The sequence below is a fragment of the Pantanalinema rosaneae CENA516 genome (assembly GCF_050753385.1).
Classification (GTDB): Bacteria; Cyanobacteriota; Cyanobacteriia; order Leptolyngbyales; family Leptolyngbyaceae; genus Pantanalinema; species Pantanalinema rosaneae.
This window is the reverse complement of sequence record NZ_JBLZFZ010000018.1, coordinates 81,905-98,223: the sequence shown is the minus strand read 5'-3', so window position 1 is coordinate 98,223 and position 16,319 is coordinate 81,905. Positions and strand designations below refer to the sequence as shown.

The following is a 16,319-nucleotide window of genomic DNA, read 5'->3' as shown; positions in this document are numbered from 1 at the left end:
ACTAGAAACCCAAACTATCCCATTAAAATCACGCGATCGAGGACGTGAATGATGCCATTGTCTGCTTCAATATCCGCCGCAACGACCGTGGCATTCTTCACTTCAAAACCATCGGAACAATCAATCTTGATCGGTGAACCCTCTACCGAGGTCACGGTTCCTAACTGAGCCAGGTCGGCTTGTTTCAATCTGCCAGGAACCACATGAAAGGTTAATATTCTAGTTAATTGGGGAATATTTTGAACAAGGGTTTGGACTGTTCCTGGCGGTAGCTTAGCAAATGCCTCATCATTGGGTGCAAATACCGTAAACGGCCCAGGACTCTTTAGCGTTTCGACTAAGCCTGCTGCCTGGACAGCGGCAACTAAGGTATTAAACGCACCTGCCCCAACTGCAATCTCAACAATGTCAGCCATGTGTTTAACTAGATTGGTCACGCGTATGAGGAAAGGCGTTACACACTCGGAGAAAAATTAATGACTGGACTGTGCAACGCCTCATGGAAGGGAGCATAGACTCTTAATTAGAACTATACTGGGGAAAGTTATAAATAAAAATCATTGTTTTTGATTGCTAAAATAGAATATTATCTATGATCCACTTCATCAGGAGACTCGCTCTTGAGACAAGCCACTCTCCATCAGCTTAAAGTTTTTGAAGCTGTCGCTCGCCACAATAGTTTCACCCGCGCGGCTGAGGAATTGTTCTTAACCCAACCGACGGTATCCATGCAGGTCAAGCAACTGTCCAAGGTCGTGGGGCTGCCGTTGTTTGAACAGGTCGGGAAACGATTGTACTTAACCGAGGCAGGCAAGGAACTGTATACGACCTGCCGGGAAATCTTCGATCGCCTGTCCCAGTTTGAAATTGCGATCGCCGACTTAAAAGGACTCAAACAAGGGTCACTGCGGCTGGCGGTCGTCACCACTGCGAAGTATGTGATTCCCCGCTTACTGGGCCCCTTCTGCCAACGCTATCCCGGCATTGATGTGTCTCTGACCGTCAACAACCATGAGCGGGTGATCGAAAACTTAGTCGATAACCGGGATGATCTTTACATCCTCAGTCAGCCCCCGGAAGACCTGGATGTTTCCATCCATCCATTTTTGGAAAATCCGTTAGTAGTGCTGGCCTGGCGAAATCATCCTCTAGCAAACGAGAAGAATATTCCCCTGAAGCAGTTAGCCGAAGAACCGTTTATTATGCGGGAACCGGGTTCGGGGACTCGGAAAGCGGTGCAACGCTTGTTTGATGATCAGGGCCTGGAACTGAAAGTCAAACTGGATTTAGGCAGTAATGAAGCGATTAAACAGGCGATCGCGGGGGGGTTAGGCATCTCGGTGCTATCACTGCATACGATGGCATTAGAAGGGCAGAGTAGCCCATTAACGATTCTGGATGCCGAAAGCTTTCCAATTCAGCGCTACTGGTATATCGTCTACCCGGCGGGTAAGCAGCTATCGATTATTGCCCAAACCTTCTTCGATTACCTGATGAATGAAGGTAAGACGGTCGCGGAAGAAACGGCGTTCCACGATTTGTTTAACTACGGCCCGAAAGCTGATCCCGAAGGAAAATAATTTTGGGGCGAACTAACCATTCGCCCGCCTCCAGTTAATCCGGCAGCTTGTACTGACCAACAATCCGTTTCGCGTACTCCGGCACATGGGCATCCAAAATCTCCGGATGATGCCGTTTGACGTACAGGTAGTTGCGGGTGAAGTGGGAGTCGATCGAGAACCGCGCATACTCCAATCCCTTCGGTCCCACGCGTTCAATCACAACACCCATCAGTTTGGCTGCCCACATTGGCAACGTTACTCCCTTGTCATAGGCAGGGATGCTTTGCTGGACAGCATTCCGGCGATCGCCCTTAGAATCGACAGGCTGTGTATCAATTTGATCCTGCACCAGATCCAACATTTCTTGACCGCGATCGTTCCGCACCACAATCCACTGCCAGCCAAACGGGGCACCCATGTAGCCGACGACTAGATCCGCTAAAGAGTTGACGTAATCGAAACAACTCATGCAGGACGGGGCAAACACATCCTTCAGTTCCTTAGTATTCAGTCCAAAGAAGGGCACTGTTTCCGTTGAGCCATCCTCATGCTTGAAATGCACCCGGAAATCCTGCATGAACTCGTAGTAGACCACCGTGGAGGGCGATCGGCTGGTGGTATCCAGAAACTTCTGTAATCCGGCGCGGGTGACGTTATCGACGCAGGGGGTGCCTAACACATACAGCTTTTCTAAGCCCAACTCTTGTTCTACGGCTCGCAGCGCTTGAATTTGGCAACCGACCCCAATCACCAACAACCGTTTCATGCCGGACTGTTCGATCTGCTCCAACACCGACAAATTGGGGGACAGGGTTGGCTTGTTGACCCGAGCTGCCAAAATTTCTTCCGGTGTCCGGGCAATCACGGGTTTCGGTTGAAAGCGATCGTCCTCGGTATTCTGCACACAGACGACACCTTCCACCATGCCGCGCGTCAACATTTCGATCGCGATCGTGCTAACAATGCCCGTCCATTGCGCTCCCGGAATCGGTTCTTGTTTCCGGGCTGCCATCATATCCTGGCTGACTCCGAAATACCATTCATCCTGGTTGTCCAGGTTGCGGCTGCGTCCATGAATCGTCGCTTCTAAGTCAGCAATTTGTTGATTGAGAAACGCACAGGCTGACTTGACATAATGAATGTAATAGGTGTCGCACAGTCCACATTCACTACACAGTTCTTTCGCAGGACGACGACTGGAGGGCTTGAGTGCTTTAGCCTTCTTGTGCGGCGCAAGAGTCATGGGATGGCACGTTGGTTAAAAGGTCATTCTTGATTATCCTAGTTGAAATCGGGCACAGGCTGATCACATCGTTCTGGCATCTAAACAGACAAAAACAGGCACGAACGGTCGTACCTGCTTAAGGTTGAGCGAGTTGAGTCAGGCTCAGGAGGCTTTGGTTAGTGGAGTGGTAGAAGTCACCAACGATCGCGCCGTCGCCGGAGTGATGATTTCAGGTTGAGCGGTAGGCGCACTCCAAAAGATTTCATGGGAAATCGATTGCGCTAACAAGCGGCGATACAGATCGCTTAAGCGAGCCGCTACCCCTGACCAACTAAAGTTTTGCTGGACTCGCAGGGACGCTTGCCGCCGCAGTTTCCGTGCCCACAATTCATCACTTAAGATTCGCGCGATCGCTTGAGCAAACGCCGTGTCATCCTGTACCGGAGCCAGTAATCCAGTTTCTTCGGGAATCACCGTAAACTTCAAACCACCAACATCCGAGGCAACTACGGGTGTACCGCACGCCATCGCCTCGATCGCGACCAGACCAAAGGGTTCATAGTGACTTGGGATCACACAAACATCGGCAGCGGTGTAGTAGAGCGGTAGTAGATCATGACCAACCCGACCGACAAACTGGGTCTGCTCGGCTAATCCTAATTCCTGCACGATGCCCTTGATCCGTTGTCGCTCCTGACCATCAATCTGATCGGGATCGCTACCTCCAACAATGACCAGGCGGAGTTTAGCTGGATCGAGAGAATCATTGCGTTGACCGGCTCGGAGTTGAGCAAAAGCTCGGACTAAGGTTTCAATGCCCTTACGGGGATCAAAGCGACCCACATACAAAACGATCGCCTCATCCAGGGCAAACCCTAGTTGCTCCCGGGCTTCGGCTTGGGGAATGCTATGGAAGGTTTCGACATTCGTTCCACAGGGGATCACCTCAATACAGCCCTGATCGGACACCAGGGAACGTAACGTATCGTGTTCCTGGGGACTGGTTGCCACTACGCAGTCTGCCAGTTCCAGAATTTCTCGCTCTACTGCCAGCCGAGTTTCTGCGATCGCGGGTCGAACTGGAACCGCCTGATATTTCACGGCACCCAGGGAATGGTAGGTGTGAATTAACTGGATATTACTAAGTTGTTTGAGTTGTAAGCCAATCCAGGCAGACATCCAGTAGTTGGTATGAATTAACGGGTAATTGGTACCTTCTTTCGTTTGAAATGTTTGAAATGCTTCGACAAATTCCGGCAGGTAATTAAACAGTTGATCCCGAGGAATGAATTGTTCTGGGCCAGCAGTTAGCCGAATGGTGCGGCAATGGGGAGAATGCTGAACGATTTTCGGGTCATCCGGTCGAACTTTGCGGGTGAACATATCGACCTGCCACCCGAGCTTAGCTAATGCCTCACCCACCTGCCGAACATAAACATTTTGTCCGCCCGCCTCTTCTTTGCCAATTTCAGCGGCGGGGTCTCCGTGGTCAGAAATTAAGGCGATCGCCTGCCGTCCAGGGACATTAGAACGGGCAGATACAAAGGGAGATTTGGGCAATTTAGTTGTTGCGGGGCTAGATGTACTGGGTTTTGCGTTGAGACTTACCATACCTTCACCTCGTCAATATGAAACTTATGAACAATTTCAAAAGCAACCGTTAATAGCGCCATAGGAGGTTAGGGTTGTTGTCTAACCAGAATAAGCGATGAATTGAACTGACCCTGATTCCTGTGGGACAGTCCCACCGTGACATTCAGAGTAATTACAGGATTCAGGGTTCACGACACCCTAAAGACAGAAATTCATCGTTAAATCCGCCAGGCTAGTATTGATGGGCTTTTGACCTGTTATGGGGGGCTATGGATCTTGCCGAGTCAGGAAACTTTGGGATAGTTTGACGGTAGAATTACTGTCCATCGTAAGCCAAGGATAATTTTGTAGTCAGAGTTTAAGGATAATTACCTATTTTTGGCAAGCTAGAGATTTCGACTCATTTCGGTAGGGAAATCCGAACTGACTGCCCTCCCTGGTCTTGGTTCATTTCAGTACGATGTAGGATTGAGAAGAGGTTATTAACTTTTGTCAAGATTTATGGCATCTCCGACATTCTCCCTCGATTCTGTGGCTCCAGCCACCCAGCTTTGGCACTGGCGCGGATTTCCCATTACCTATCAAACCCAGGGACAGCAGGGAACTGCCGTTGTCTTAATTCATGGCTTCGGGGCTTCGCTAGGACATTGGCGGAAAAATTTGCCAGTTCTAGCAGAAACCCATCGGGTGTATGCCCTGGACTTGATTGGCTTCGGGGGGTCGGCAAAACCGAAGCCTGGGGATGGAACGGAGTACACCTTTGACACTTGGGGACAGCAGATTGCTGATTTTTGTCGAGAAGTAGTCGGTGAACCCGTTGTATTGGTCGGTAACTCGATCGGCTGTATTGTGGCGATGCAAGCCGCGATCGTGGCTCCAGATTGGGTCAAAGGGATCGCGATGATTAACTGTTCCTTGCGGCTCCTCCACGATCGTCGTCGCGCCACCCAAACCTGGTATAAGCAATTAGGAGCGCCATTACTTCAGCAGATTTTGAAGTTTCCCGCGATCGGGCGAGCCTTCTTCAAGCAAATTGCCCGACCGGAAACGGTGCGTAAGATTCTCCTAAAAGCCTATATCCGCGCCGAAGCAGTCACCGATGAATTAATCGATTTACTTATGGTTCCTGCCTCTGATCCGGGGGCTGCCGATGTGTTTCTGGCATTTACAGGCTACTCCCAAGGTCCTTTACCAGAAGATTTATTAGAGGTTTTACCCTGTCCAGCCGTATTGATGTGGGGAACGGATGATCCCTGGGAACCGATCGCGTTAGGACAAAACTTGGCAAACTTTCCCCAGGTGCAGGCGTTTATTCCGCTAGAAGGTGTGGGTCATTGTCCTCAAGATGAAGCGCCGGAGTTGGTGAATCCGTTACTGCAAGAGTGGATTGGTAAGTTGAGCCGAACTGTTATCTAAAATTTGCTGGAGTTGCATAAAACTGGGTGCTACACCGTAGATCAGTGAGGAAGGGATTGGTGATTTAGGGAAGTCCAGCGTACATTGTGGATGAATACACCGCTAACCCTAGTCACTGACGACCCGTGAATCGCCTGCGGCAAACTAACACCTGGCAACGGTAGCACCTATGCGGATTTTATTTTTGCACTCTAACTTTCCGGCGCAATTTCGTCATTTAGCCACTGTGTTGGCACAACAACCCGACAATCAGGTCATTTTCGGTACGAAACGCCGAGAAGGTTCGATTCCGGGGGTAATTAAAGCGATTTATGCACCCTCGCGGCAAGCCAATCCCCAAACCCATCGCTATGTGCGATCGCTGGAAAATGCGGTGCTGGAAGGTCAGGCAGTGTATCGCATGGCAACGGCATTAAAGGCAAAGGGATTTGTGCCGGATGTGGTGTATGCCCATTCCGGGTGGGGTAGTGGGTTGTTTATTAAAGATGTGTTTCCAACCACCGATTTGCGCTGTTATTTTGAGTGGTTTTATCATGCCCACGGGTCGGATGCCGATTTTGATCCGGCGCAACCCTTGAGTGCCGATGATGAAGCCTGGGTGAGAATTCAGAATGCCTCGATTTTATTGGATGTGACCAACTGCGATCGGGGTCTATCGCCTACAGGCTGGCAGCATCAGCAGTTTCCTAAGGAACTCCAGAGCAAGATTACGGTGTTGCATGATGGCGTGGATACCAATTTCTTTCAGCCCCAACCAGGAGCCAAGTTAGTTTTGCCATCGATTAATCTTGATTTGTCCGAGGTCGATGAACTGATTACCTACGTGGGGCGCGGCATGGAACCCTATCGGGGGTTTCCTCAGTTTATGCAAGCCGTTTCCCTATTACAAAAACGTCGTCCCAATTGTCATGTGGTCGTCGTGGGTGAAGATCGGGTGGCGTATGGCAAATCTCTCCCCGATGGCAAAACCTACAAGCAATTGATGTTAGAAACCTTGCCGCTCGATTTATCCCGGCTCCACTTTACTGGACTATTACCTTACAACCAATATCTTCAGGTGCTACAGGCTTCCTCTGCCCATGTATACCTGACCCGTCCGTTTGTGTTGTCCTGGTCGATGCTGGAGTCGATGTCGGCGGGATGTCTACTGGTCGCGTCTAAAACGGCTCCGGTACAGGAAGTGATTGAGGACAATTACAACGGTCTGCTGGTGGACTTCTTTTCCCCTGAGGAGATCTGCGATCGCTTGGATGAAGCTTTGGAAAACCGCGATCGCATGGCTCAGATCCGCGCCAATGCTCGACAAACGATCGTCGATCGCTACGACTTGCATACCTTACTCCCGAAGCATCTTCAGTGGTTACAGGAACGGTAATTGGAGCGATCGAACCAATGCGGAGTGCTGGGTGCAGAGTGCGATTGGAAGAAATTAACGGATTTACACTAAAGGAGGACAATTTACTTTCGTGATCGCAAGTTGAATGCAATATCGACGGTTTGGACGAACTGAATTACAGATGCCAGTGTTCTCCTGTGGGGGAATGCGGTATCAGTACAAGTGGCAGGATGTCCCGCTCTCAGACATCCCGGCTGACAACCAGGAAAATTTAGCGGCAACAATCTACCGATCGCTGGACGTGGGGATTAATCACATTGAAACGGCACGCGGCTATGGGAGTTCAGAATTACAGTTGGGGCAAGTATTACCGCAATTTCCCCGCGATCGCTTGATTGTGCAAACCAAAGTATCGCCAGAACCCGACCCGGAAAAGTTTCGCTCTAAGCTAGAAACTTCCCTGGCAAATTTGCAACTCCCCTATGTCGATCTATTAGGCATTCATGGCATTAACACCCCCGAATTAATCGATTGGACGGTAAAACCGGGTGGCTGTTTAGAAGTAGTCCGACAGTTTCAAAAAGCAGGCAAAATTCGCTTTGTGGGGTTCTCGACCCATGCGCCAACGGAGGTAATTGTGCAGGCGATCGCCACTGATCAATTTGATTATGTCAATCTCCATTGGTACTACATTAATCAAACTAATTGGGCAGCGATCGAAGCAGCGAATCGGCACGACATGGGGGTATTTATTATTAGCCCTACGGAGAAAGGTGGGCTGTTATTTAATCCTCCACCTCGCTTAGTAGAATTATGTGAACCACTAAGCCCGATCGTTTTTAATGATTTGTTTTGTTTAAATCATCCCCAAGTTCATACGTTAAGTATCGGTGCTGCCAATCCCCAGAATTTTGATGAACATCTGAAAACCTTGGCTTGGCTCGATCGTGCCGATGAAATTTTACCGAGCATTTTGCAGCGTTTAGAACAAGCCGCGATCGAGCGGTTAGGAGCAGACTGGTATCACACCTGGCATGTCGGATTACCTCCGGTCGATCAAACTCCGGGTGGCTTGAATCTTCGAGTGATTTTGTGGTTACGCAATTTAGCGATCGCCTATGACATGGTTGATTATGCCAAAATGCGTTACAGCCTACTGGGAAATGGCGGTCATTGGTTTCCCGGTGTCCAGGCAACTGATATTGATTCCGCTGCCTTGCAAGCTTGTTTAAGCCAAAGTCCCCATGCCGATAAAATTCCTCAATTCCTAATAGAAACCCATGAATTATTGGGGGGACAGGAACTCCGACGATTATCCCAACAATCCACATGACTTTTCCGCTTTCTCCCTATCATCCTGATTTTCGCTATCGCCTGATTCTGCTAATCAGCATGATCGTAATTGTGCCATTGGGCTATTTCATTCGGTTTTCCCAGGCAACCCAGGCAGGATTGGGTGATTTTTTCGGGAGCGTTGCCTATGAGATGTTTTGGATTTTATTAGTGATCTTTCTGTTTCCCAAATTTTCCATTGCTAAAGTAGCGATCGCCGTTTGTCTCGCCACCTGTGCGATCGAATTCCTGCAACTTTGGACACCGCCATTTTTGCAAGCGATTCGGACTACTTTACCCGGACGCTTAGTATTAGGAAATACCTTTTCGTTGTCAGATTTTCCAGCTTACTTTGTCGGTAGTTTGCTCGGTTGGGTAGGGGTACGATCGTTGAAAAAATTAGCCGATCGTTAACCGCAAAATCTGATAAATTGAGCAAAATTAACGCTAAAATTCAGCCACAGTAAGTCAATTACCCTATACCAAATTGTCAAGCAATGTCTCAAGGGAATGAGAATGGTAGCCGCCTCGATCGCATTGAGGCTCTAATGCTGGAACTCGCTACTGCTAGTGTCCGGCACGATAACGAGTTCAGCCGTATTAATGCCAACTTAGACCGCATTAGCGCCCAACAGACTGTCAACGCCCAACAAATTGAAGCAAATACTCGACAGATTGAAGCCCATACTCACCAGATTGAAGCGAACAGAGAACAGATCGCTACGCTGACTGCCAGTATCCAAGAGCTGAGGAATATGGTGGCTGACTATATCCAGTCACGATCGTAAGCTTCCTAAGGAACGGGGATTTATTCAAGTGTAATGCTTGGCGTAGGGGCGTGGCATTCGGTAAAAAGTCTTTGCGATCGCCTCAGAAGTCTTTGCCATAGCTGGCTTCCCGCAGGGTATGCCGCGCCCGTACAGGTAGCAGGTTAAAGTTGTTCAAGTTATTTCATTCTCATTCCTTTAGATAGGATGTAGGCGAGTCAGGGTGGCATTCTAGAATTCGTCCTTGCGGTAGTCGCGCAAAATCCTGGTTTACCTTAATTTTTTGCGTAGTTTGCTACAGAATCGCTTAATCTACGACAAGATTCGAGTAAGTCCATTTCGTCGCAGGAGACAATTAATGATTTCCCCCCGTTGGCGTAGGATTCTTGCCCCGATTTTTCTCAGTTTGTTATTGCTGGTATCTGCCTGTGCGCCCGAAGCCCCATCCCGGTATGACCAGGTGCAACAGGAAACGAGCCGTCGAGATGCTGCCCCCGCCGTTGCCAAAGACGCAGTTCAGGGTAGTGAATTTAATAAGTTCTTCCCGAAATCAGTGCCGGGTTATCAAATTGTGCCCGCTCAAGAGAAGAAAGGCTTTGCGGAATACAAAGTCAACCAGGGTGGCAAAAATGTTGCCATGCTGTCGATTAATGATACTAGCAGTGTGCCATCAGCCGCCGCAAAGTATCAGAACAGTACCAAACAGATTTCCGGCTATCCCACGGTTGAGCAGGGCAGCAATACCACGGGGATTCTGGTCAACGATCGCTATCAAGTCAAAGTCAGTTCCCGCGATCCATCGTTTACTCCACAGGATCGAGCAGCCTGGATTGCCAAATTTAACTTAAACGGCTTAGAACGCCTCAAATAAGGAGACTCAATTGTGAGCAAAGCAATATTTGAGTTGGTAGATGAACTCCCCAAAGGCGGAATTACAGTCATGGCACTGAATTCCCTGGATTTCTTGCTACCTGGGCAATGGCAAAATATTGTCGGTTTCGATCACACCATTCGCACCGTCACCGGTGAAACCGATGAAAGCCTGATTCAACAAATTGGCGAACGGGCAGTCACGTTGTATAACGATAAATCGCAAGGCTACCAACGAGCCATGTGGCTGTATGACACGGTTGATTCGGCTTCGGGCATGTTGGGAACCGCTGCATTAGCCAATCGCATCGGACAGGATACCTTTCTTGGCTTTTTGAAAAACATTACGCCCAAACCTGAGAAAGCCCAAAGTATTGACCTGGGTGTGAAGTTGGTAGCTGAAATTGTTGCCTTCTGCCAAATCAACGGCATCCCTGGCGATAGTGTGGGAGATTTTCTGGCCGCCCTGGGGGACTATAGTGGTGAGTCGCTAATGCGGATGGCAGCCCTGGTTTGCTTCGATGGCATTATTCCCTTAGGTCCCGAGTTTGCGGGTAAAACGTTGGAGATGCTGCAAGGCACGAATCCGGCGGAGTTAGCAGGCAACCAAACCTTTAATGGTGTGAAAGACTTAATTCCCGGTGGCAATCCCACGGCTCAATTAGGCTTCATCACCCAAAGCTTTGACTCGGTGAAAGGTTGGATGACTAACTTCGTTGCTTCCAAAGGGGTGACACGGGAGCGTTTGCTCGGTGGACTCAAAGGCTTTATTGACTTTACAGACGACAAAGCCGATTACGTTGGAGCCTTGCTCGATATGAACGTTAAGTACTATCGGCATACTGGTGTGCAAACTCTAGCGCGTCGGTTGGTAGAACGGGCTTACGCCGAAATTTAAGCCTTGGTTGAATCCCCGATCGCGGCTTTGTCCATGCCATAGGCTCGATAGGCAACCACAATCCCGCCTGTGGTCAGAATGGCGATCGCTGGAGCCGCGATCGGCACCCACCCCCGTTGCAAAAATAAGCCATATCCCATTCCACTTAAACCAACTAACAAGATTGTTTCCCCGATCGCCAACAGGATCGGATGGCGCAACCACCAGGCACATACGCCGCCAGCCACTGCCCAGAATCCAATCCACAAAATTTCCAGTTGATTCGACCAGAACCAAAATAGGGGTTGCCCATCTAACGCAGCACCGAGAAACTGACTGAGAATTTGGGCGTGAATCATTACCCCTGGCATCCGGGCGGTTTCCGTCTCCGCCGCACTATAGGGAGTGAAGAACAAATCCTTGCCACTAATTGCCGTCGTGCCAATCAATACGGCTTTATCCCGAATCCACTCCGGATCAACGTTGCCTGCCATCACATCGCCTAAACTGACCTGCCGCGCCACATGCCGACTGCGATAATCCAGCAAAATTTGGTAGCCCCGATCGTCGATCGTTTGATAACCACCAGAATCGGGCATTAATGGTTGCAGCGTGGCTTTTCCCAATGTAACCCGCTCTGGATCCGTTGGATCACCAATGAAGCGAATCTCTTCCTGAGCTAAATACAGCAACGCCAGTCGGGTCGCAAAGGAATGAAATGAAGTGGCTTCATGATCGGCAAAGATTAAATTCCGCCGCACTACCCCATCCGGATCCAGCACCAGATCGTTAAACCCGATCTGTTTCGCTGATACACCCGGCGGTGGCGGCGTGGGCGGATTGTCGGCACCCCCCAAATTTGTAATCGAAATCACCTGGGGAGCCTGAAGTTCTGTCAGTAACTCTGAAGTACCCGGTGGTTGGGGAATATCCCGCAGTAGATCAACCCCGATCGCCCGAGGTTGATAGGTTTTCAACGTCTTAAGTAACTGAGCTAGGGTGCGATCGGCGATCGGAAATTGGCGCAGTGTTTGAATATCCGTTTCCGTAATGCCCACAATCAGTAACCGCGAGTCGATGCCGGGGTCGGGGGCAAACTGTACCATGTGATCATAGACCGTTAATTCAAGCGGTTGGAGCCAACTCAGTTCGCGTAGACCTACCACTAACCCAGTCATCATTGCACTGGCAATTCCTACAACTAAAGTTGCTACGGTTGCTGGATGCCATCGCCTGGGCGCAACAATCGCCGGAGTTTCTGGGGATTCAACCACCGGATCAGGATACTCGGGAAACAGGGTCGTAGGCACGAGCGTTTCATCTACTGGGGCTTCCGTCACCAGTTCTTCAGTGGTTTGATCCAGTGCCCGCAACACCTCCGTTGCCGACTGGTATCGATAAGTGAAGTGAAACCGCACCATGCGATCGAGGATGCTGGCTAACCAGGGGCTAACCTGTGCCCGATCGCGCCAGATCACTTCCGCCGTATCGGGATGAGCGGGGAGTTGGGAGGGATGAATGCCCGTCAAAGCTTGAATGGCGGTCATCCCCAGAGCATAGACATCACTGCTGTAGCGGGGCTTGCCCATCAGTTGTTCACTGGCACCATAGCCCTGAGTGCCAATGCCAACCGTGAGGCTAGTTTGCCCCGGCTCGATCGCCGTCAGTTGGGTCTGAATTTCCTTCACCGCTCCGAAATCAATCAGGACAATTCTGCCATCCTGCCGCCGCCGCATCAGATTTCCCGGTTTAATATCCCGATGGATAACATGGTGGCGATGCACAAACTCCAAAACTTCCAGCACATCCCGCATTAAGGCGATCGTCTCGGGTTCCGGTAGTTTGCGCTTGATGGCTAATTCTTCGCTTAAGGGGTGTCCCTCAATGTATTCCTGTACCAGAAAAAACTGTTGATCTTCCTCGAAGTCATCTAGCAGTGTCGGAATGCGATCGTGGCTACCCAGTTTTCTGAGGGTTTCCACCTCATTCAAAAACAACCGCCGAGCCACCGCCAGAAACTTACTATCCTGACTGGCGGGTTGAAATTGTTTCACCACACATCGAGGACGACCAGGCTGCCGAATATCCTCTGCCAGGTACGTTTGCCCAAAACCGCCGCTACCCAAGCCGCGAATAATTTTGTAGCGATCGTTCAGCAGAATTCCCAACATGCAGCCTAGGATGATTGGTTGAATGTTCCCAAGGTTAGAAGCGGCGAACAGTTGAGCCTTACAGGTAATGGCAGCGTGTCAGGCAGTTGCCATGATGCATGTACCGATTGCCAAGTAACCACGATTCATGCCACAACACAGTGTAGGCAAAGGTACGTGGTCTGCTTTCCTTCTAACGATTGTGACATATCACCATCCGATTTGAAGGCGATGAGGGCGGGTGACAGCAAGCTAGTTGACGAACTCGCAACCTCCTGTGACCCATCTTTCTCCCACAGAAAGAACGGAATCGATTAGTTTTTGTTCCCTCTCCTGTGGGAGCTACGGTGTCCACACATCTTCTCTGTAACCTGGAGACCCTGCATTCTGCCCCCCTAACCCCCCAATTCTGGGGGGAACCAGAGTCGCTCAAAGTCCCCCAAAATTGGGGGATTTAGGGGGCTAAAAGAATGCAAACGAAGTCAGGCTCGACTTGTGTGTACACCGTAGCTCCTGTGGGAGAGGGCTAGGGTGAGGGCAGCGTTGCGCGATGCACAGAAGACTCGTTGATACTGCACTAGGGAAAACCAACCCGTTACTTCAGCCTCCAGCCAGGGGGAAAAAGATCTGCTGGTATAGAGACAATAGGGCTTCTCCCCAACAGGCGGCAATCATCGCACCCAGGGCTAGGAACGGCCCGAAGGGCATGGGATGTCGCCGATCGAGCCAGCCAAACGAGATCGCGGCTCCTCCCGCAAATGCCCCTACCGCACAGGCAAGGAATCCGGCTAGAAGCAAATATTTCCAACCTAACCAGGCTCCCATCATGGCAGCGAGTTTGGCATCCCCGGCACCCATCGCCGTTTGACCTAAAATCACTGAACCGACGATCGCAATCATTTCTAACAACCACAGCCCCACCACGGCACCGATCACGCCCGTCATCAGTTGGGTCACGACCCCTGCCAGACTCGCACTGACCAGAAACCCTAACACAACCTGATACCCCAGCCCTACCACTAAGCCGGATTGCGTCAAGGGGTTGGGTAAGGTCATGGTATCCAGGTCAATTAGGGACAATGCCAGCAACCAGCTAAATAACGCCCAATAGCCGAACGTTTGCCACGATAGGTCAAACAACCCAAAAATCAGCACAAACCCCAGCCCCGTTGCCGCCTCTACCAGAGGATAGCGAATCGAAATTGGGGTTCGACAATGGGCACAGCGACCCTTCAGCCATAGCCATCCCAACACAGGCACATTCTCATGCTTGCTTAACCGATGCAGGCATTTGGGACAGCGAGAGGGTGGATACAGCAGGGATATCCCAGCAGGCAGACGATAGATGACGACATTCAAAAAACTGCCGATCGCCGCACCCAGGGCAAACACAATCAGAAAGACTAGCCCAATGATTAAAGTATCCATATCGGGAATGAGGGAGACGGGGCTAAGAGCCTAGCCCCCAACCCCTTAATACAAATCAGCTTCGATCAAGCTGAACGGAATAAAACACTCTTGCGGTAATAGGACAGGCTTACCAGCAAAGATCAGCTTGCCCCGGTGAGTGAACCGATCGATCGCCACTCCTAAAGGATTCTGAATTAACTCTGGATGCACTTCATAATAAGTTGTGTAGATTAGCCGTGCCGATCGAATCAGGGAAGGATCAAGCAGAACACTAAAATCCGTGTCTTCAGACGGGCTAGCGGTTTGCTTTTGTGAAACGTATACCACCGAATGTACCCCATGAATTTTGCTCGACTTTAGTATAGTCGCTCTCCTTTTGATGGAGTTAAAGAAATGTGACGATAGGGAACACTTGAGATCGAAAATTAGTAGTGATCAGAAACTGAGCCTCCATAAATCCATAAATGGTTCACTGCGGATCGGTTATGGTGCGCGGCAGACGTTTAGGAGCGTGGATTCTTTAAGTGGCAATCTTTAGCCCTCACCCTAGCCCTCTCCCCCAGGAGAGGGAATTGCTCTCTGGCTCCCTTCTCCCTAGGGAGAAGGGTTGGGGATGAGGGCGCAAGACGCTGACACCTGTTTACAGGTTATTTACTTTCCAGTCCTTACTGGTTCAGGATGTTGAGTAGCGCTTCGCCCATTCCTTTACACCCTACAGCCGTCATGCCTTCCGACCAAATATCGCCTGTGCGATAGCCTTGATCCAACACTTGCATGACCGCTTGCTCGATGCGATCGGCGGCAGCTGGTTGGTCTAAACCATAGCGCAGCATCATGGCAGCACTGAGTACCTGGGCTAATGGATTGGCTTTATCCTGTCCGGCAATGTCAGGGGCAGAGCCGTGGACGGGTTCAAATAAGCCGGGGGTTCCCGCCACTCCCATACTGGCAGACGGCAACATGCCAATACTCCCGGTTAACATCGCTGCCGCATCCGAGAGAATGTCGCCAAACAAGTTTCCGGTGACGATCGTGTCGAATTGTTTGGGATTACGCACCAGTTGCATGGCGGCGTTATCTACATACATGTGTGACAGTTCCACATCGGGATACTCTGCTGCCAAAGCGGTGATGCGATCGCGCCAGAGTTGTGAGACTTCCAGCACATTGGCTTTATCTACGGAACAAAGCTTTTTGCGGCGTTTCTGAGCTGTTTCAAAGGCAACTCGACCAATGCGATCGATTTCCGAGTCGGTGTATGCCATCGTGTTAACACCCCGTTGTTCACCAGATTCCGTGGAGAACACCCCTCGAGGCTGACCGAAATAAATCCCACCCGTTAATTCGCGCACCACCATAATGTCTACGCCTTCCACCACTTCGCGCTTCAAGCTGGAGGCATCAATTAATTGTGGCAGAATTTGGGCGGGACGCAGGTTAGCAAACAAACTCAGACCCGATCGCAGTGCTAGCAGTCCCGTTTCTGGACGCAGATGGCGAGGTAAGGTATCCCACTGATAGCCCCCGATCGCAGCGAGTAACACGGCATCACTGGTTTTACACTGTTCCAGCGTTTTCGCCGGTAAGGGTTCACCTTCCGCATCGATCGCGGAGCCACCAACCAGGGCTTCCTGAAACTCAAATGCCAGATCAAATTGTTGACCAATCACGTTCAGGACTTCGACGGCAACTGCCATAATTTCGGGCCCAATGCCATCGCCCGGAAGCAGCGTGATGCGGTATTGCTGAGTCATAGAATGCGGCTACAAATGTCTGAACAG

Annotated in this window: 15 protein-coding genes; 8 read left to right on the top strand and 7 right to left on the bottom strand. The window is 50.4% G+C overall.

Features of this window, described 5'->3' with window-relative positions; genetic code table 11:
• Positions 1-14: 14 nt before the first annotated feature.
• Complete coding sequence (locus tag ACN4EK_RS12930) at positions 15-416, bottom strand: fasciclin domain-containing protein (RefSeq protein ID WP_431658336.1); 402 nt, start codon at positions 414-416, stop codon at positions 15-17.
• Positions 417-620: 204 nt separating this feature from the next.
• On the opposite strand from ACN4EK_RS12930, the gene ACN4EK_RS12925 reads away from it, so the two are divergent.
• On the top strand, positions 621-1,580 hold the full coding sequence (locus tag ACN4EK_RS12925; RefSeq protein ID WP_431658310.1) for a LysR family transcriptional regulator: 960 nt from the start codon (positions 621-623) through the stop codon (positions 1,578-1,580).
• A gap of 34 nt (positions 1,581-1,614) precedes the next feature.
• On the opposite strand, the gene ACN4EK_RS12920 is transcribed toward ACN4EK_RS12925, so the two are convergent.
• Both ACN4EK_RS12920 and ACN4EK_RS12915 read right to left on the bottom strand, forming a co-directional pair.
• Positions 1,615-2,805, bottom strand: a complete 1,191-nt coding sequence (locus ACN4EK_RS12920; RefSeq protein WP_431658309.1) for a Coenzyme F420 hydrogenase/dehydrogenase, beta subunit C-terminal domain — start codon at positions 2,803-2,805, stop codon at positions 1,615-1,617.
• Positions 2,806-2,949: 144 nt separating this feature from the next.
• Positions 2,950-4,398, bottom strand: a complete 1,449-nt coding sequence (locus tag ACN4EK_RS12915) for a glycosyltransferase family 4 protein (RefSeq protein WP_431658308.1) — start codon at positions 4,396-4,398, stop codon at positions 2,950-2,952.
• Between the two features lie 483 nt (positions 4,399-4,881).
• Between ACN4EK_RS12915 and ACN4EK_RS12910 the strand changes: the two genes are divergently transcribed.
• The 7 genes from ACN4EK_RS12910 to ACN4EK_RS12880 all read left to right on the top strand — a co-directional run bounded on the left by ACN4EK_RS12910 (position 4,882) and on the right by ACN4EK_RS12880 (position 10,999).
• The gene (locus ACN4EK_RS12910) at positions 4,882-5,796 is read left to right on the top strand and encodes an alpha/beta fold hydrolase (RefSeq protein ID WP_431658307.1); all 915 of its coding nucleotides are present in this window, start codon (positions 4,882-4,884) and stop codon (positions 5,794-5,796) included.
• A gap of 169 nt (positions 5,797-5,965) precedes the next feature.
• Complete coding sequence (locus ACN4EK_RS12905) at positions 5,966-7,171, top strand: glycosyltransferase family 4 protein (RefSeq protein WP_431658306.1); 1,206 nt, start codon at positions 5,966-5,968, stop codon at positions 7,169-7,171.
• 106 nt (positions 7,172-7,277) lie between these two features.
• Positions 7,278-8,465 carry an aldo/keto reductase gene (locus tag ACN4EK_RS12900; RefSeq protein WP_431658305.1) on the top strand — a complete coding sequence of 396 codons (1,188 nt, stop codon included), beginning with the start codon at positions 7,278-7,280 and terminating at the stop codon, positions 8,463-8,465.
• On the top strand, positions 8,462-8,878 hold the full coding sequence (locus ACN4EK_RS12895) for a ribosomal maturation YjgA family protein (RefSeq protein ID WP_431658304.1): 417 nt from the start codon (positions 8,462-8,464) through the stop codon (positions 8,876-8,878). The genes ACN4EK_RS12900 and ACN4EK_RS12895 overlap by 4 nt, the downstream gene beginning before the upstream one ends.
• 83 nt (positions 8,879-8,961) lie before the next feature.
• Positions 8,962-9,252 carry a hypothetical protein gene (locus ACN4EK_RS12890; RefSeq protein ID WP_431658303.1) on the top strand — a complete coding sequence of 97 codons (291 nt, stop codon included), beginning with the start codon at positions 8,962-8,964 and terminating at the stop codon, positions 9,250-9,252.
• Between the two features lie 337 nt (positions 9,253-9,589).
• Positions 9,590-10,102 (top strand): hypothetical protein, encoded by a 513-nt coding sequence (locus ACN4EK_RS12885; protein WP_431658302.1) that lies wholly within the window; start codon positions 9,590-9,592, stop codon positions 10,100-10,102.
• Positions 10,103-10,114: 12 nt separating this feature from the next.
• The gene (locus tag ACN4EK_RS12880) at positions 10,115-10,999 is read left to right on the top strand and encodes a hypothetical protein (RefSeq protein WP_431658301.1); all 885 of its coding nucleotides are present in this window, start codon (positions 10,115-10,117) and stop codon (positions 10,997-10,999) included.
• On the opposite strand, the gene ACN4EK_RS12875 is transcribed toward ACN4EK_RS12880, so the two are convergent.
• The 4 genes from ACN4EK_RS12875 to leuB all read right to left on the bottom strand — a co-directional run bounded on the left by ACN4EK_RS12875 (position 10,996) and on the right by leuB (position 16,292).
• Positions 10,996-13,149 carry a CHASE2 domain-containing protein gene (locus tag ACN4EK_RS12875; RefSeq protein ID WP_431658300.1) on the bottom strand — a complete coding sequence of 718 codons (2,154 nt, stop codon included), beginning with the start codon at positions 13,147-13,149 and terminating at the stop codon, positions 10,996-10,998. The two genes, ACN4EK_RS12880 and ACN4EK_RS12875, sit on opposite strands and share 4 nt — an antisense overlap.
• 579 nt (positions 13,150-13,728) lie before the next feature.
• A complete protein-coding gene (locus ACN4EK_RS12870; RefSeq protein WP_431658299.1) occupies positions 13,729-14,556 on the bottom strand; it encodes a prepilin peptidase in 828 nt (275 codons plus the stop codon).
• A 45-nt stretch (positions 14,557-14,601) separates the two neighbouring features.
• On the bottom strand, positions 14,602-14,865 hold the full coding sequence (locus ACN4EK_RS12865; protein ID WP_431658298.1) for a hypothetical protein: 264 nt from the start codon (positions 14,863-14,865) through the stop codon (positions 14,602-14,604).
• 338 nt (positions 14,866-15,203) lie between these two features.
• The gene (gene leuB / locus ACN4EK_RS12860) at positions 15,204-16,292 is read right to left on the bottom strand and encodes a 3-isopropylmalate dehydrogenase (protein WP_431658297.1); all 1,089 of its coding nucleotides are present in this window, start codon (positions 16,290-16,292) and stop codon (positions 15,204-15,206) included.
• Between the last annotated feature and the right edge of the window lie 27 nt (positions 16,293-16,319).